This is a genomic window from Pseudoalteromonas sp. 3J6, assembly GCF_903995135.1.
Taxonomy (GTDB): Bacteria; Pseudomonadota; Gammaproteobacteria; order Enterobacterales; family Alteromonadaceae; genus Pseudoalteromonas.
In genome coordinates this window covers 2,208,556-2,225,549 of record NZ_LR877185.1, presented here as the reverse complement: position 1 = coordinate 2,225,549, position 16,994 = coordinate 2,208,556, and the positions used below count along the sequence as shown (strand labels likewise).

Genomic DNA, 16,994 nt, shown 5'->3' with positions numbered 1-16,994 from the left:
AAAAAGCAGATCAGGTTTTAACTAACCAGGTTAAAAACAGCCATTATCTTCATTATAAAGGGTCGATTTGCCTTTCTAATCCTTAATTTGGTCACTTAAACGCTTAATTTAAAGATTTTTAACCGGGGTTTGGAAGGTAATAAACCGATTTTTTACTAACTGTTGCTGCTTATAAAACATTTTTTTACTAACTGAGGGCTTATAAACAGTGACTCAAACCGAATTTTTACTAACTCAGAGGAGCTGAGTTAGTATAAACCGAATTTTTACCAACTCAATTTGAAGCTAAGTCCGATATTTAGCTTAAGTATGTAAGGGATTACTCACATTATTGCTGTAAAGGGGGTTTACATTTGTGAGCTTCGAGCAACGAGCTTATATAGCTCGTCACTCATAACTCTACGTTTTACTTCGAATGCTTATCAAACCACCATTGAATGTAAGCCACTTTGGTCATTAAATTTGATGGACGGGCAGTTATACCATGTGAAGCGTTTGGAATGCGGACCATCGCGGTATCAACCCCTTGTAATTTTAAGGCTTGATAAAACTGCTCTGTTTCTGAAATTGGCGTACGGTAGTCTGCTTCACCAGTCAGTAACATGGTTGGGGTTTTAACATTGCCAACATAACTGATTGGTGAGCGCTTCATGTAATGCTCAATATGGTCCCAAGGTTTGCCCGGAAACCAATAATCGGCAAAAAATGGATAGAAGTCGGCAGTTAGTACAAAGCTGATCCAATTAATCACAGGCTTAGCAACAACAGCTGCAGCAAAGCGATCTGTATGGCCTACAATCCATGCGGTTAATACACCACCGCCGGAGCCACCGGTAACGAACAGCTTAGACTCATCAATAAAACCTTTATCAATTAGCGCGTCAACACCTGTCATTAAATCATCGTAATCATTGCTTGGATAATTATGGTGAATGGTTTGTGCAAACTCTTTACCGTACGAGTCACTGCCTCGCGGATTCATGTATAAAACGACATTTCCTTTAGCGGCAAATAGTTGTACTTCGGCACTAAAGTGAGGGCCATAGTTAGCAACAGGGCCACCGTGAATTTCAAGCATCAGTGGGTATTTTTTTGATTTATCAAAACCCGGCGGGTAAGCAACCCAGGCTTGTATTGGCAACTCATCATGGCTTGATTTTAACCATAACTCTTCAACCTTGGCGAGCTGTTTAGTTTGTAGTGCATCTGAGTTTAAATCGGTTAAACGCTTTACTGTACCTCTTTTTATTGTAGCTACATCAGCAGGGCGCTGGGTATCAGCCAGTGTAAACGCAATGTCACCATTTTCACTAATATCAAAATCACCACCAGAATAAGGGCGGCCAAACGCCACGCTACCTATTTGTTCGGTAATCACCTTACGTTTACCACTTCGCGGTTGATAAGCGAGTGCGGTTTGGCCTTCATCGGCATAGCTAAAATAGAGGCCTTTTGAATTTGCGCTCCATTGTATTTGGCCAACGCTGCGATCGAAATCGCTAGTCAGACTTTGGGTATCACCGGTTTTTAAATCACGAATATAAAGCTGAGTATTTTCATAGTTAGTGCGCTTGTCATCGTAGCCAGTATAAGCAAGGTACTGACCGTTAGGTGAGACCTGAGGTTGTTGATCTGGTCCATTACGGTCGGTCAGTGCGATGATCTCTAACGTGTTTAAATTAAGCTGGTACACTTCACTATTGGTTGGCTTGAGTGCATTTTCAGCGTGTCTATTGGCTGAGAAATAAAGTAATTCGCCGTTTTTACTAAAGCTTACACCGCCATTATAATCAAAGTTATCGTTAGTGAGTTGTTGTGCATTGCCGCCATTCGCATTAAGAGTAAATAGCTGATTAAATCCTTTTTGACTATAGCCTCTGCCATCTGCACGGTAGTAAACATCGTCAATAAATTTAGCAGGGTCTGCCCAGCTAGCGCCTTTAGGTTTACCTGGTAAACTGACAGGTGGTGAGCTTATTTCAGGAACAAACATACTAAACACCAGTTGTTTAGAATTAGGTGACCAGGTGATTGAGCGAGGTGCATTAGTAAGATTACTAATTTTTGCCACAGCACCCGTTTTTAGCCACTTCATGTATATTTGATTACTGCCATCTCTGTTAGAGATAAATGCAAGGCGCTGTCCATCGGGTGACAACACAGGCGAGTAGTCCATAAATACACCTGATGTTAAGGGCTGTAGTTGTTCAGTGTTGTAATCAACAGACCAAATATTACCGACTTTGCGATCGGTTTTAATATCCATGCGGTTGCGGACAAAATACACTGTTTTACCGTCGTCAGTAATATCTATTTGGTTGGCATATTCTAAGTTGAATATATCTTGAAGTTGCAATGTGTGTGTATTGTCGTTTGCGCTGGCAAAATGGCTTGCGCTAAATATAAAACTAAGTGCTAAAAACTGTTTCATCATTAATCCCTGTTGTTAACTTATGTACAGTTATAAGTGAGGGATTATTAAATTAACAGCACAATGCGATGAAGCCCATAATTAACTCTATGAGCATTAATTCAATGAGGTTACAAAGGCTGTAAAGGGGGTTTACAGCTTAATCTGTATTTTTAACTTTAGCTATTGGTTGAACAAAGCGCTTTTATCTCTTCAATAATTGCAATGCCTTGGGGATTATCGCCATGCACACAAATGCTGTCAGCAACCAGTTTCGACGATTTTCCAGATTGAGTAGTCACACTGTTACTGGCTAAAAGCTGCTTAACCTGAGCTAATAATGCGTCTTTGTTATGCACACTGCCGGCTATATTTCGTGATACTAAGTGCCCTTGGTCAGTGTACTGCCTGTCTGCGAACGCTTCTAATATCAGTGTGAGCCCAAGGTGGCGAGCCATTGTTTGATGTAGCTTGGCATCGGCTGTGGCGAGTATCATTAACTTTAAGTTTGCAGGGTAACTGGCAACTGCACCCATAACAGTGGTGAGTAGTTGCTGGTTTGTCATCATGTCGTTATATAACGCACCATGGGGTTTTACATAGCTAAGGGTTAGCCCTTGTACTTTTGCCATGCCATCAAGGGCGGCTATTTGATAGTGCAAACATTGAGTGAGCTCAGCCACGCTCATGCTCATTGAACGCCTACCAAATCCTTGTTTATCGGGGTAGCTTGGGTGAGCGCCAATCATAACATTATGTTGTTTAGCCAGCTTTAGGGTATGCGCGATTACACTCGAATCACCTGCATGAAAGCCACAAGCAATATTTGCCATATCAATATGGGGCATAACATCGTTATCAAGGCCCATTTGCCATGCGCCAAAGCTCTCGCCTAAATCACAATTAAGTTTCATATTAATGGCTCTTCGATTGTTTAATTGTTACCGGTAATTGGCCTTTGGCTGGAGCTTGGCCTAATAATACTTTCGCCAGTGCAGTAAAGGCAGGCCCAGACACCAGCTCGTTTTTATCCACATCAATATTATAAGCATAGGAAGCAAGCACTGCATCAGCATAGTGACCAAATTGCGCAATGTCATACGGTGCACGTAAACTAATAAATACCGTGGGAGTGTGTTGTTTAGCCATTTTTAGTAATGACTCAAGCGCTTTAGGTTGCTCTGCGTTATTTAAGGCAAAGTTTGGGTTATCGGCTAAGTCATCCATACCGCCAATTTCCACTGCACTTTGGTTCGGCGTTGCATTGCCAGCAATAACAATACTTGCTTGGTTTATGTTGCGCTGCGCTTCACCTGGATCAAAGCCCTGTAAGCTGCTGCAACTAAAACTGAGTGGTTGTGAACTTAACGCACTAATTGCTTGTTGCATTGCCATGCACTTGCGGGTGTCAGGCATAATAATATGAATATGCTTATCAGCGCCAAGTTTAAGCGGCAAGGTATTATTGTTATTTCTTATTTGGGTAATTGCCGCTAATGCCAGAGATGCTTCTAATTCACGATGTGCTTTATTACCAATAATGTGTTTGGCATTTGCCAATGCATTAATGGGGTTAGGTAAAGCGTTTAATTTAAATTGATGTTTAAGTGAGGTAATTCGCTGCGTCGAATGGGCAATTTCATGTGCGTCTAGTTGCCCTGTTTTAACCGCACTGACTAAAGAGTCAATGAGCGCATCGAGTTTATTTATATCCTCAGGCGTTCTAATTTCTATTGGCATTAGCGCAATATCAACTCCAGCTGCAAAAGTGTTTACAACTGCTTGTGTAGGGCTGAAAAAATGGCTAATACCAGCCATATCCAGTGCATCGGTTACCACTACGCCTTGATAGTTCAGTTCATCGCGAAGGATATCGGTCATGATTTTACGCGACATGGTCGCGGGTTTAATCATTTGCTTACCGTCTACATTGGTTAATGTACTGCTATCAAGCTCAGGGTATTGAATATGCGCGGTCATTATCATCCCAGGACTATGCTGCTCAATAATCTGTTTAAACGGCGCTAAATCTTGAGCGTAAATGACTTCTTTTGAATGCATCACTTTAGGTAAGCCTGTATGGCTATCTACATTGGTATCGCCATGTCCTGGAAAGTGTTTTATAGCGCTAATTATACCGTTTTTTTCAAACTCAATAACTTGTGCTGCACCCATTGCCGCAACTTCATCAGGGCTTTCACTAAAAGAGCGTACATTAATAACTGGATTGTCAGGGTTCATATTTACATCAACCGTTGGCGCATAATTTACATTAATGCCAAGCACTGAGAGTTCAGTGGCCAGTATATTTGCCGTTTGGGTTGCGAAATACGTACCGTGCTCAGGGTAAGTTGCGCCAATTGACATATTACCGGTAAATGAGGTGGCCACATCGCGAGGTAAACGAGCTACGCGTCCGCCTTCTTGGTCAATAGAAATAAACAGTGGTAGGCCTGACTTAGATTTAGATGCAGCTTGTTGTAGCTGCTGATTAAGGTTAATAATTTGTTCTATGTTTTGGGTGTTTTCAGAAAATAAAATCACCCCGCCAATATCATAACGGCTAATTGCTTTTGCTAATTCATCGGGCAATTCAGTTAATGGCGTTCTGCAGCGTTGGCTACTGCCTTGCTGACAAAAATAGCGTAAATCGAGCATAAGCTTTTGCCCTAGTTGCTGCTTAAGTGACAGCGCAGAATCGGCAAAAGAAGATTTTATTGGCATGAAACATCCGATTAAAAAAAGAGAAGACGATAACAAGTACTTATTTAGCAACACACACCTCAAGGCTAAATAAAAATAAAGTGCATGCAGCTTAACTATTATTGAGCTTAACTGCAAAACCCAGCAAATATAAATCGTATGATTTAATCATCCTTAAAATCACAAAAATTAGGTCACTTAGTTCTATTTATGTATTATATTAATGATGTATGCAGTGCATAGCAGTCGTTTTTATTTGCTTAGGATGATATTAAGTTGCGTTTTCGATTACCATTTACTTTTAAACTTAGGCAATTAATTCTTTTGTTAGCTATGCCCGCTGCAGCTGCTATTTTGTTTAGTGGTTTATATATTAGTTATCAAGTCCAAAAAGAACGGGTAATAGAAGATACCCTGCAAAGTAATCATGTATTTGCCAGTAAGTTAGCCTCAGCAACTGAGCACTTTTTAACAGCAGCAATGCAGCAACTTGAGTTTTCAGCCAGTATTATTGCTGAAGATATTACCAACACTGAGTTACTCCAAGCTGAAACCGACCGGCTTTTAAATCAGACGCATAGCTTTAATTCGGTGGCAATTAACATGCAAGGTGTTGTTAAAGCAGCTTCACCTGTGTCTTTAAATATTATTAATAAAACGGTTAATTCAGTCCATTCTAAGCAGGCTCTTAAATCGCAGCAGCCGCAGGTTAGTCTGCCTTATATTTCGCTGGCTAATAATTTAATTATTGTTGTCTCCTATCCTCTGTTTGATCTGGCAGGGAATTATTATGGTTATATTGGCGGTAGCTTCTATTTAGAGCAGCAGAGTATTTTAAATGCTTTGTTAAAACAACATAGTTACGATGGCGGGGCGTACTTTTATGTGGTCGCTGATAATAAAACCTTACTTTATCACCCTGATTCTAAGCGCATTGGCAAGCAAGTATTTAATAACCCAGTTATAGAGCGAGTTTTGCAAGGTGAAGATGGATTCACTCGAGTTATAAATAGCCAAGGAGTGGCTATGCTGGCCGGGTTTTCCCACGTAGGACTTGCTAATTGGGGGATTGTTGCCCAGCGAAGTGAAGCGGCAACCCTTGCTACGCTTGATACTTTTCAAGGGCAGGTGCTTAAGCGAATGTTACCCATAGTAATCATTACTTTTTTATTAATTGCTATGCTAGCTCACTATATTGCTAAGCCATTAAGACTGTTAGCCGATAGCGCTAATTTATCGACCGATAAGAAAAACGTAGATCATCTTAAAAGTATTAAGTCTTGGTACTTCGAAAGTAACCAGCTTAAACACGCGATGTTAGAAGGAATTCATGTTTTGCAATCGCAAATGGGACAATTACGTCAAGATGCACTTACCGATCCGCTAACCGGCGCGCATAACCGGCGGGGTTTAAACATATTGCTTGAAAATTTGATGGATAAGCAGATCCCGTTTGCAGTGCTTGAAATTGATATCGACTTCTTTAAACAGGTTAATGATACATTTGGCCATGATACGGGTGATGAAGTACTAAAAACCCTTACTCGTATTATACAATCGTTATCGCGCAAGCATGATATTGTGTCACGCACTGGTGGAGAAGAGTTTTTACTGGTATTACCTAACGAAAATAATGATAGTGCGTTTGTTATCGCTGAGCGTTTACGTAACCAAGTAGCCACCACATCAATGGCAAAAGTAGGCTATATAAATGTATCTATTGGTATCGCTACTTGGCCACAGCATAGCGATGATATCGATCAAGTATATAAATGCGCTGACAAAGCGCTCTATCACGCGAAGGAAACGGGCCGTAATAAAACCGTGATAGCCAATTTTTAAAAAAATTAACTTACCTTAAGTTTTATTTAAGTTTCGCCTATTAAATTCTACCTATAGATTTAATACAGGCGATGCTTTTATGCAACTAGCTCAACAACAGCCATCATTAGCACTTTTTCAGCCGTTCACACAGTTTGTGAGCGCAAGAGAATGTGATGAACACCGTCAACGCCTTGAAGATACAGTAAAACAAGGCTTTTTAGCTGCGTATAATGCAAGCCTAACCTCATTTATGCCATTACTCTGTCAGTATAAAACTGTGCAAGGGCATTGCACATTAGGGCTCAGAAACGCCACTTCCCCTTTATTCCTTGAACAATATTTAGCTGCGGCTATTGAACAATTTTTACCACCAAGCACACCGCGAAATAAGGTGTTTGAGCTAGGTAACCTTTGTTCAACACATCGTAAAGCCACGCTATCTCATTTTATTATTGTAAATGAAGCTTTGCGCGGCTTTGGCGCGAGCTACTTAGTGTTTTGCGCTACCAAAAAAGTACGCGCCTTACTGCGCCTACTAGGTGTTACCTGCAACGAAATTGCACTGGCTAATAGCACTGTAGTAGATCAGCCAAAGAGCTGGGGTAGCTATTATGAGAATCAGCCTACGGTGTGCATTGTTAATTTAGCACAGGCACATCAGCAAGTACTTAATACGCCTATGCTACGTGACATTAAACAACAAAATGCAAATGCAATTACCACATTAATTAATGCGCTGGAGACTATATGAGCATGTTAAATAGCTTGAATGACTTAGCTACTCAGTCAATGGTTGTCGCGCATTTTGCGAATCAAACACAGCAGTTAACAGGTACTGAAGTGCTTCAAGAAATTAATAAAGTAGCGGAAATTTTTGCAAACTCAGATGCTAACGCAATTGCATTTCAACTTGATAATACTCCCGCTTGGTTGGTGCTCGATGCTGCGACAAATGTTGCTAATAAAGTAGCAATACCAATTGCCCATTTTTTTAGTCAACAACAAACGCAATATGTACTGGCACAGTGTGGCGCACAGCTGTTTATAAGTGATATACCAAGGCTTTCTTTGGGGGCCCATACATTGTCTATTACTTTGTTTGAACATTACACCTTGTATATTTATCAGCTCAAGCTTAATGAACCGATGAATTACTTTGAAGGCACTCAAAAAATCACATTTACTTCCGGTTCTACTGGCGAGCCAAAAGGGGTGTGCTTATCAACACAAAGCCAGATGCAGGTGGCTCAGTCATTATGTGAGCAAATAAACATTAGTAAACCAACTCACTTATGTTTACTGCCACTACCTGTATTGCTTGAAAATATTGCAGGTATTTATGCGCCTTTGTTAAGTGGCGGTTGTGTACATTTAATGCCATTAAACGAATTAGGTTTTGTTGGCTCAGGGTTAAAAAACCCTAACAAACTCATTAGCGCAATCGATAGTGTAAAACCTAACACCCTTATTTTAGTGCCTGAGTTATTAACATGTTTAGTTGCCTTTGCAAAACAAGGCTGGCAGCCACCAAAGTCACTTAAGTTTATTGCTGTTGGCGGAGCACGGGTTAGTGAATCTTTAATTTTAACTGCACGAGAATATAACCTACCGGTTTATCAAGGTTATGGTCTGTCTGAGGCTGCTTCAGTAGTGAGTTTAAACACCCCCAACTATGACGATATAAATAGTGCTGGTGAAGTGCTAGGGCACGTTGAAACGAAAGTTGAAAATGGTGAGTTATTTATTAAAGGAGCGTTATTTTTAGGGTATTTAAATCAAGCGCCGCATAACCCAAATACCTGGTACGCCACTGGCGACTTAGTATCTAAGCGTAATAATAAGCTGTACATAAAAGGGCGAGTAAAAAATCTGATCATCACCAGTATGGGGCGTAATGTTAGCGCCGAATGGCCTGAATCATTAATTTTAAGCCAAAGTGCGATACAGCAAGCGGTGGTGTTTGGTGAAAGCCAGCCATTTTTAAGCGCGCTTATTTATGCGGCTCCCAAGTTTAGTGATGAGCAATTAAAAGCACATTTAAAAACAGTAAACCAGCAACTTCCTGACTACGCACAGATTAAAAAGTGGCATCGTTTGGCCCAACCTTTAAACGAGCAGCAAGGATTATTAACCGCTAATAATCGCCCTAAACGAGCGGCAATTAGCCAGCACTACAGCCCTATTTTTGAACAGTTTTACCGACTTGGAGAAGTGATCCATGAGTGATTTTTTTAATATATTAAAAGCACAAACTGAAAACGAGCGTGAGTACTTATTAGCTGCGCCAATTATACAGCGCGTTTTTAAAGGCCAAGCATCACTTGAAGAGTATGCGTCATTTTTAGCGCAAGCCTACCATCATGTAAAACACACTGTGCCATTAATGATGTCGTTAGGTGCCCGTTTGACCGACGAACAAGAATGGTTACGTGAAGCCGTAGCCGAATACATTGAAGAGGAAATTGGCCACCAAGAATGGGTGCTTAACGATATTGCCGCGTGTGGTTTTGATAAAGAAAGTGTGCGCTATAGTCAGCCACAATTCGCCACTGAAATGATGGTGTCGTATGCCTACGATAGTATTGCACGTAAAAATCCGCTTAGCTTTTTTGGCATGGTGCACGTATTAGAGGGGACCTCAATTGCGCTTGCCGATGGAGCCGCATCAAACATAGCGAATGCAATAGGGCTTCCTAAAAAAGCATTTAGCTATTTAACCTCTCACGGCGCGCTTGATATAGAGCATGTTAAGTTTTTTGAAAACTTAATGAATCAAATTACAGACGAGGCGGATCAGCAGGCTATTTTACATGGTGCAAAATGTTTTTATCGTTTGTACGGCGATATTTTTCGCGCTTTAGACGGCGAGCCGTTTTTTAAAGCATCAGCACAAGAGCAACACGCATGAATACCGGCTTATGTGTATTAACTGGTGCTACAGGTGGAATTGGTCAAGCCATTGCCAAAACACTACACGGCCAAGGTTGGCAACTACTCTTGGTGGGGCGAAATAGTGATGCCCTCAATACGCTAAGTAGTCAATGTCCCGGTAGTATAGTTTTTGTGGGGGACTTAACGATTGCCGAAAACATGTTGGCACTCGCCATTAAAGCCAAAAAATTAGGGGGCGCTAAGTTACTCATAAACAATGCAGGCATTAATGTAATGCAAAGCTTAAGTGCATCGAGTAGTGAGCAAATTGATAATCTACTGAGCACTAACTTAGCCGCCCCTATGAAATTATGTCAGCTGTTTTTAGCGCAATTGCATGCGAATAAAGGCTCCATAGTTAATGTTGGGTCGTCATTTGGCAGCATAGGTTACCCATATCAAACACTTTACTGTGCTAGTAAGTTCGGTTTACGTGGTTTTAGCGAAGCGCTATCACGAGAGCTTTCAGATACACCCGTTAAAGTTAGTTATTTAGCACCAAGAGCAACCGATACAGATATTAATGATGCACAAACCCGAGCAATGAATAGGGCGCTTGGTAATCAAATGGACTCCACACAGTTGGTGGCTGATGAGTTAGTTGCGTTATTAAACTCAAATAAAACCAGACGATTTATTGGTTTTCCTGAGAAACTTTTTGCACGTATCAATGGCGTTTTTCCACGTATTGTGGATAACGCAATTGCTAAACAGCTCCCTAAAATAAAACAGTTTTTAGGTTAATAGAGGATTTATTATGAAAAAATTTACTTTAGTAGCTTATTTAAGCATTGTTAGTGTGTTTTCATCGCCGGTATTTGCAGACGAACAAAGCGATTTACTCGCTATTCAACAGCAGTGGGCGGTCGCTAATTATGAGCTTAAAGACGAGGCACAAATCAAAGCCTTTACTCAACTAAGTGAGCAAAGTGCTCAATTTATTGAAAGCTACCCTGATTCAGCAAATAGCTATACGTGGAACGGCATTGTACTGGCCAGTTTTGCTGGCGCAAAGGGCGGGTTAGGGGCACTGGGCTATGCTAAAGATGCAAAAGCATCATTAGAGCAAGCCCTTAAAATAGACGACAGTGCTTTAGGTGGCTCAGCGTATGCCAGCCTAGCAACCTTATACAGTAAAGTACCGGGGTGGCCTATTGGTTTTGGTGATGATGACACCGCCGACAAATTTTTTAAGCAAGCGCTCGCTTTTAACAAAAAAGGCATTGATACTAACTACTTGTATGGTGAGTTTTTATATGACGAACGTGAATATGAGCAAGCTAAAGCCCATTTGTTAGTTGCGCAAGCAGCAGGTATTCGTGATACTCGTGCTAAAGCTGATAAATATCGTCAACAAGCAATTAGCTCTTTATTAGCTAAAGTAGATAAAAAACTAAAGAGATAACAAAATAAACAATGCATTTATTATTAGTTGAAGATGATCATCTTGTGGCGCAAGGGCTTTGCCGCTCATTGCGCCAAGAAGGCTACAGTGTAGAGCATAGCGCAACGGTTAAGCATGCATTGCAATGCTTAGGCAGTGGTGAAATAGAGTTGGTTATACTTGACCTAGGTTTACCCGATGGTGATGGTTCACAAATTCTAAAGCACATAAAAGCGCAAAAAAAAGTGATTCCGGTGGTTATACTAACTGCACGAAGTAGCATAGATGACAAGGTGCAAGGGCTTGATATGGGCGCTGATGATTATTTAGCTAAGCCATTTGAACCAGCCGAATTATTTGCTCGTTTGCGCGTAGCGAGCCGACGAGTAAATCAAACTCAGTCAAGTTTATTACACTGTGGTGAAGTGACCATGGATACGTCTGCACACACGGTCACTTTAGCCAATGAACCGCTTTCTCTGCCACGAAAAGAATACATGCTGCTAAAGGCACTATTGGAAAACCAAGGTCGCGTGCAATCTAAACAGCAGTTAGAGAACAAGCTGTACCAGTGGGGTGAAGAGGTTGGCTCTAACACCATTGAAGTGCATATTCATCACCTACGAAAAAAATTCCCCAGCGATTTTATTAAAACTCTCCGTGGTATTGGTTATGTCGTGGGAAAGAGATAGCTCACGTGATTAAAACGCCCCTAGATTGCACAAACTTGAATTTACAAAGGTAACCATACTCTATGTCAATTCGTAAGCGTTTAACTCTTATTTTACTATCAATGATGGTGTTAACGTGCTTTTTAGCTTTAGTCAAAGGCTACCAAAAAAGTATGAGCCATGGTGAGCAACTACTTGATAGTGAGCTAAAAGTGGTCGCTGGAGTGTTGATGCAACAGCCTTTATCTATAAACGCCATGGCGCCAAAAATGCAAGAAAGCGCCCAGTTACTGTATCAAATTTGGCAAGCTGGTGAGCTCCTTAGTGGCTCTGACGAATTAAATCTTGATTTGAGCCAGTATCAAGCGGGTTTTCAAACGCTTAATATTGCAGGGCAGCGAATGCGGGTATTCGTTTTTGTCACTTCTTTACGCACCGTGGTTGTTGCCGAGCCGATTGCTAAGCGGTTTGAACTTGCCGAGGCGGTGATTTTATCAGCCATGTTGCCTATGCTTTGGGCGGTTCCTTTGCTTGCGCTATTTATTAGCTTTTTTGTTAAATATGCACTGGCACCATTAACCCGTTTATCAAAACAGTTAGCTCTGCGCCAAGCAAATGATTTCACTGCGATCAATTGGCAGGTGACTGATGAAGAGATAAAACCGGTGATCAGCCGCTTAAACGATTTATTTAAACGCGTAGAAACCGCCTATTTACGAGAGCGTTTTTTTGCCTCTGATGCGGCACATGAATTACGTACTCCCCTGAGCAGTTTAAAAATTAATGTGCATAATTTGGCTGCTCAACAAGGCGATAACCAAGAATTACAAGCCATGACTCAAGGTATTAACCGACTATCCAATATAGTAGAGCAAATGCTAATACTAGGGCGTACTCAGCCAGAGCAGTGGCAAAAACAGTTTAAGGAGCAGTCATTATTAGCGATCACGCAAGAAGGTGTTAGCCAGTTGTATGAAAAAATAGAGGCTAAAAACCACACTATTAGTCTTGAGGGAGATGACTTTATCATTAACGGTGATGAATTTACCTTAGTGACGTTGATTTCAAACCTACTTAGCAATGCCATAAAGTACGCACCAGCCAATGGACAAATAAAAATAACGCTAAAGCAGATGCACAAGCAGCGTATTTGGCAAATAGAAGACAGTGGCCCAGGTATGACGGACGATCAAAAACAACGGATATTTAACCGTTTTTATCGTGTTGGCGGTGACCAACACCCTTCGGGTGAACAAGGTGCGGGTTTGGGCATGGCAATAGTGCAGCATATTATTGCTATTTATCGCGCTGAAATTCACTTAACGGATAGTGATTTGGGTGGCTTAAAAGTACAGGTAGTTTTTGCAGGAGCTAAATGTGATTAAACGACTTATTAGGCCTTACTTATATTGTTGTGTATTTTTATCATTTAACGCCGCCAGTAAAGACTACCTTATTGTACTTAAAGATCATTTGTTTTACCCCGCAGAAATCGTCGTACCGGCCAATAAAAAGGTACGCTTGTTAATCGAAAATCAAGATAGTACGCCTGAGGAATTCGACAGTTTCGATCTCAATCGAGAGAAAGTACTTTACCCTAAGCGCAAAAGCGTTATTTATATCGGGCCGTTAATCCCTGGGCGTTATGAATTTTTTGGCGAGTTTTCGCCCAATACGGCGCGTGGTGCTGTCATAGTGACTGAAAAGGAGCGCTCTAATGCTAATAACTAGCCTTGTGATGAGTCTAAACCAGTTACTGCCGGTGGCCATTTTACTTATTTTACTTCAAGTTGTAGCCAAGCAAAGCTTAATGAAATTGCTGGGGGGGCTAACTTTAGGGATCGGGCTTTCATTTTTGTTTGTAAAAAGTGCGCCGTTAATTAGCCCCTTGTTTGACTATCAGGGTTTAGAATATGCCCAAATTGGTTTGTGTATTTTAATTTTTATTAGTGCACTGTACTACGCCATTAAACAGGCAACAGCTGCTTTTATGATTGCGATTATCAGCGTAATGACACTTTATTTAAGTCACTACATTATTTACCTGATTGGCTTTTGGCAAAACAACGAAGCGGCACAAAGTTTATTTATTGGCACTTTTTTAGGTTTGGGAATATGCAGCAGCTTTAGCGTGTTGTTGTATTTTTTATTGAGTGCAATCAAACAGCGCTTTGGACTTACCCCTTTATTGGTATTGTTAGCATTAAATAGTGCGGCAAAACTAGTTGTGGCGCTTGATTTGGCGAGCCAAATTGATTTGATAGCAACAACGGTAACTGTATGGGATTTACGTGCCATTTTAACCGAAAACTCAGAGTTTGGACGAGTATTGCGCGCTCTGATTGGTTATGAGGCTACGCCTAATTTAACCAGTGTTTTAAGCTATGCGTTGAGTAGCGTGTTATTTTTATCTGTTTGTTATTTTATTCCTAAATTAATCACTAAGGAAAAATCATGAAAGCAATAAACCTATTTGCAGCCACTGTATTAATTGGTTTTTGTTTATTAATACCTAAGCTCGTTTATGCTGATGGCATAGTAGTAGATAAAGTTTATCATCCGTATGTGTTGCCGTTTGAGCGCGAGCTAGAATGGCGGCTTGTGTCGCATCAAACTGATAGTGGTAATATTTTAGCGCAGCGCGTTGGCTTAGGCGGCGCAATAAACGACACTATGGCATTGGAAGGCTACATCGTGGGTGAGCGCGATGATAACGGTGACTTTGGCTTGCAAGCGTATGAATTGGAGCTTAGATGGCAACTAATAGAGCAAGGCCGGTTATGGGCCGATTGGGGCGCGTTATTTGAATTTGAAAAACAGCATGACGCCGACGCATACGAAGCAACCTCTGGTTTTGTAATTGAAAAAGAGTTTGGTCGTGCAAGCCTCACCATGAATGCTTTTTTAGTATACGAATGGGGGCAAGATATAGAGAACGAATGGGAAAGCGAGTTTAGAGCGCAGTATCGCTACCGATACTTGTCTGCTTTTCAGCCCGCGGTTGAGGTGTATCTTGGTGAAGACTTTGTGGGTATTGGCCCTGGTTTTATAGGCTTGCATCGCTTTGATGGACAAAAACAATTAAAGTGGGAAGCCGGTTTTATTACTGAAATCAGCCAGTCAGAGAAGAATCATAGCTTTAGAATGGCGTTAGAATTTGAATTTTAAGCTGCTTAAACAAGTGCTTAACATTTAAAGTGAGTTACGAAGATTATTTTATTAATTAAATCACATAAAGTGTTGACTTACCCCTGTAACTCTATATAGTAGGGCGCAGCTAGAAAGAAAGCATGATAATTTATAAATCTCCATTTCGTTGTTGTATAAGTAATACTTGTAGTACCGTCCTGAAGTTTTTAAGTACCATCTCATTTTTTGCTACACCGCCCATTAGGGCACAATTTAATTTTTTATATCAGGAATAATACTATGTCTAACATCGTATCAGGTACAGTTAAGTGGTTCAACGAGTCTAAAGGTTTTGGTTTCATCGAGCAAGAAAACGGTCCAGACGTTTTCGCACATTTCTCAGCAATCAAAAGCGAAGGTTTCAAAACTTTAGCTGAAGGCCAACGTGTAGAGTTCACTCTTTCACAAGGTCAAAAAGGTCCTCAAGCTGATAACATCACAGCTCTATAATTTTACTTTTTGAGTAAAATGAAAAAAAGCGCTTAAGGCGCTTTTTTTGTGCCCAAAATTTAAGAACATCCCACCACCGCTTTAACATTCCCGTCATTTTATTGCTATTTACGTCATCTGCTATTTTAACATTACAAACAGCGTTATAAATTAATAGTCTCTACGAGTTTTCTAGGTTAAAGTTATTACTTAAACCACAGGGGGTGTGTATCTATAAATTTATATTATTAGCTTTTGTGCTGTTATTTAGCCAAAAAATTCAGGCTGCTGAGCCTAAGCTGGTTATTTATACCGAAAGTTTTCCTCCGTATAACTTTCAAAGTAGTGCTGGCCAATTGGCGGGTATTAATCATGACATAGTAAAAGATGCCTGTGTCCGTGCTGCACTAGAGTGCGAGTTTATTATGCTACCCTGGAAGCGCGCTTACCACTTAGTGCAAAATAACCCACAGTCAGCCATTATTTCTTTGGCAAAAACGCAAGAGCGAGAACCTCTTTTTCAATGGGTTGGACCCTTGGTGTCAAATCAAACCTATTTTTATAAATTAAAAACCAGCGAACATATTGTGATGGACGATATCACCCAAGCTAAAAACTATTCGTTAGGCATAGTGCGTGGCGATATTTATGAAATGCTGGTGCGCCGACTTGGGTTTGTAGCTGATAAAAACTTATTGCTATTTAGCGACACTGACTCGTTTATGCGACTGTTTTTTAAAAAACGTATCGATTTAATTATTGGATCTAACTTTACCATTGACCATCAAACTGAGCCGTTTGGCTACTCTAGAGATGATTTAGTGAAGCTCGAACAAATTCATGTAGATGAACTTAAAGGCAATCATATTGGTTTTAATAAAGCCGCTTCACCTGTGATCGTAGAACGTTTTAATCAAGCTCTAAAGCAACTTAAAGCAGAGTCTGGCTATGAACCTTACATTAACCGTTATGTAAAAAATTAAAGCTTAGATCGGCCAAGCACAGAAAAGCTCAAAAAGTTCCCGCTTAATAATGCCTATATTACCTCTTCACAGCCATTCATCCTTGTTAACTTCGCACTCTCAAGCGCCTTTTGTAAAGGGCTGACAATTAAATGCTTCTGCAGTTACACAGTTGTTCATATTTTTTAGTAATACCAATTCGCTTAATTAAGTGGTCTATTTTGAGGCTGGAAAAACGAGTTGATAGCTAGGCAAAAAATTCGCTATTTAGTTGTTCTAAATGAGAATTTTTTAACACAGGTAGCGACACGTTTAGCCCCGCAAAATGATTAAGTATTATTGCGGATTGGTATAAGTGCAATGATGGCTAAGGAGTGCATGGATGAAGGTTAAGCAAAGCATAATTTTGGGGGGCGAGTTGTTGAGGATTTAGAAAGTAGAGGTGCTAAAACGATAAAAGGGCCTTGCGGCCCTTGGTGAAGTATCGTTCA

16 protein-coding genes are annotated in these 16,994 nt (G+C 40.6%); 13 read left to right on the top strand and 3 right to left on the bottom strand.

What is annotated here, in order from left to right; all coding sequences use genetic code 11:
- Positions 1-406: 406 nt before the first annotated feature.
- From P3J6_RS10020 to P3J6_RS10010, 3 genes are all read right to left on the bottom strand, one after another.
- Positions 407-2,431 (bottom strand): S9 family peptidase, encoded by a 2,025-nt coding sequence (locus P3J6_RS10020; protein ID WP_198522919.1) that lies wholly within the window; start codon positions 2,429-2,431, stop codon positions 407-409.
- Positions 2,432-2,589: 158 nt separating this feature from the next.
- Positions 2,590-3,324 carry a 5-oxoprolinase subunit PxpA gene (locus P3J6_RS10015; protein WP_198522918.1) on the bottom strand — a complete coding sequence of 245 codons (735 nt, stop codon included), beginning with the start codon at positions 3,322-3,324 and terminating at the stop codon, positions 2,590-2,592.
- 1 nt (position 3,325) lies between these two features.
- Positions 3,326-5,134 (bottom strand): glycoside hydrolase family 3 protein, encoded by a 1,809-nt coding sequence (locus P3J6_RS10010; RefSeq protein WP_198522917.1) that lies wholly within the window; start codon positions 5,132-5,134, stop codon positions 3,326-3,328.
- Positions 5,135-5,446: 312 nt separating this feature from the next.
- On the opposite strand from P3J6_RS10010, the gene P3J6_RS10005 reads away from it, so the two are divergent.
- From P3J6_RS10005 to P3J6_RS09945, 13 genes are all read left to right on the top strand, one after another.
- Positions 5,447-6,955, top strand: coding sequence for a sensor domain-containing diguanylate cyclase (locus P3J6_RS10005; protein ID WP_442960230.1), 1,509 nt, complete (start codon positions 5,447-5,449; stop codon positions 6,953-6,955).
- 79 nt (positions 6,956-7,034) lie between these two features.
- The gene (locus P3J6_RS10000; protein WP_198522916.1) at positions 7,035-7,688 is read left to right on the top strand and encodes a thermostable hemolysin; all 654 of its coding nucleotides are present in this window, start codon (positions 7,035-7,037) and stop codon (positions 7,686-7,688) included.
- Complete coding sequence (locus P3J6_RS09995) at positions 7,685-9,163, top strand: AMP-binding protein (RefSeq protein WP_198522915.1); 1,479 nt, start codon at positions 7,685-7,687, stop codon at positions 9,161-9,163. The genes P3J6_RS10000 and P3J6_RS09995 overlap by 4 nt, the downstream gene beginning before the upstream one ends.
- Positions 9,156-9,845, top strand: coding sequence for a TenA family transcriptional regulator (locus P3J6_RS09990; RefSeq protein ID WP_198522914.1), 690 nt, complete (start codon positions 9,156-9,158; stop codon positions 9,843-9,845). Before P3J6_RS09995 ends, P3J6_RS09990 begins: the two co-directional genes overlap by 8 nt.
- The gene (locus P3J6_RS09985) at positions 9,842-10,612 is read left to right on the top strand and encodes an SDR family oxidoreductase (protein WP_198522913.1); all 771 of its coding nucleotides are present in this window, start codon (positions 9,842-9,844) and stop codon (positions 10,610-10,612) included. The genes P3J6_RS09990 and P3J6_RS09985 overlap by 4 nt, the downstream gene beginning before the upstream one ends.
- 13 nt (positions 10,613-10,625) lie before the next feature.
- A complete protein-coding gene (locus P3J6_RS09980) occupies positions 10,626-11,273 on the top strand; it encodes a hypothetical protein (protein ID WP_198522912.1) in 648 nt (215 codons plus the stop codon).
- Positions 11,274-11,284: 11 nt separating this feature from the next.
- Entirely contained in the window at positions 11,285-11,944 is a 660-nt protein-coding gene (locus P3J6_RS09975; protein WP_138609245.1) for a response regulator, read from the top strand.
- Positions 11,945-12,006: 62 nt separating this feature from the next.
- Complete coding sequence (locus P3J6_RS09970) at positions 12,007-13,308, top strand: ATP-binding protein (protein ID WP_198522911.1); 1,302 nt, start codon at positions 12,007-12,009, stop codon at positions 13,306-13,308.
- Entirely contained in the window at positions 13,301-13,654 is a 354-nt protein-coding gene (locus tag P3J6_RS09965; RefSeq protein ID WP_010388691.1) for a cupredoxin domain-containing protein, read from the top strand. The genes P3J6_RS09970 and P3J6_RS09965 overlap by 8 nt, the downstream gene beginning before the upstream one ends.
- Complete coding sequence (locus tag P3J6_RS09960) at positions 13,641-14,381, top strand: iron transporter (protein WP_198522910.1); 741 nt, start codon at positions 13,641-13,643, stop codon at positions 14,379-14,381. Before P3J6_RS09965 ends, P3J6_RS09960 begins: the two co-directional genes overlap by 14 nt.
- Positions 14,378-15,091: a hypothetical protein gene (locus P3J6_RS09955; RefSeq protein ID WP_055011595.1), complete on the top strand. Its 714-nt coding sequence runs from the start codon at positions 14,378-14,380 to the stop codon at positions 15,089-15,091. Before P3J6_RS09960 ends, P3J6_RS09955 begins: the two co-directional genes overlap by 4 nt.
- Before the next feature lie 261 nt (positions 15,092-15,352).
- Positions 15,353-15,562, top strand: a complete 210-nt coding sequence (locus tag P3J6_RS09950; protein ID WP_008467029.1) for a cold-shock protein — start codon at positions 15,353-15,355, stop codon at positions 15,560-15,562.
- Between the two features lie 236 nt (positions 15,563-15,798).
- A complete protein-coding gene (locus tag P3J6_RS09945) occupies positions 15,799-16,524 on the top strand; it encodes a substrate-binding periplasmic protein (protein ID WP_232735485.1) in 726 nt (241 codons plus the stop codon).
- Positions 16,525-16,994: the final 470 nt, after the last annotated feature.

Bases quoted from the DNA above. Each gene is read 5' to 3' on its own strand.
- P3J6_RS10020 (WP_198522919.1), bottom strand. From the start codon at position 2,431: ATGAAACAGTTTTTAGCACTTAGTTTTATATTTAGCGCAAGCCATTTT.
- P3J6_RS10015 (WP_198522918.1), bottom strand. From the start codon at position 3,324: ATGAAACTTAATTGTGATTTAGGCGAGAGCTTTGGCGCATGGCAAATG.
- P3J6_RS10010 (WP_198522917.1), bottom strand. From the start codon at position 5,134: ATGCCAATAAAATCTTCTTTTGCCGATTCTGCGCTGTCACTTAAGCAG.
- P3J6_RS10005 (WP_442960230.1), top strand. From the start codon at position 5,447: ATGCCCGCTGCAGCTGCTATTTTGTTTAGTGGTTTATATATTAGTTAT.
- P3J6_RS10000 (WP_198522916.1), top strand. From the start codon at position 7,035: ATGCAACTAGCTCAACAACAGCCATCATTAGCACTTTTTCAGCCGTTC.
- P3J6_RS09995 (WP_198522915.1), top strand. From the start codon at position 7,685: ATGAGCATGTTAAATAGCTTGAATGACTTAGCTACTCAGTCAATGGTT.
- P3J6_RS09990 (WP_198522914.1), top strand. From the start codon at position 9,156: ATGAGTGATTTTTTTAATATATTAAAAGCACAAACTGAAAACGAGCGT.
- P3J6_RS09985 (WP_198522913.1), top strand. From the start codon at position 9,842: ATGAATACCGGCTTATGTGTATTAACTGGTGCTACAGGTGGAATTGGT.
- P3J6_RS09980 (WP_198522912.1), top strand. From the start codon at position 10,626: ATGAAAAAATTTACTTTAGTAGCTTATTTAAGCATTGTTAGTGTGTTT.
- P3J6_RS09975 (WP_138609245.1), top strand. From the start codon at position 11,285: ATGCATTTATTATTAGTTGAAGATGATCATCTTGTGGCGCAAGGGCTT.
- P3J6_RS09970 (WP_198522911.1), top strand. From the start codon at position 12,007: ATGTCAATTCGTAAGCGTTTAACTCTTATTTTACTATCAATGATGGTG.
- P3J6_RS09960 (WP_198522910.1), top strand. From the start codon at position 13,641: ATGCTAATAACTAGCCTTGTGATGAGTCTAAACCAGTTACTGCCGGTG.
- P3J6_RS09955 (WP_055011595.1), top strand. From the start codon at position 14,378: ATGAAAGCAATAAACCTATTTGCAGCCACTGTATTAATTGGTTTTTGT.
- P3J6_RS09950 (WP_008467029.1), top strand. From the start codon at position 15,353: ATGTCTAACATCGTATCAGGTACAGTTAAGTGGTTCAACGAGTCTAAA.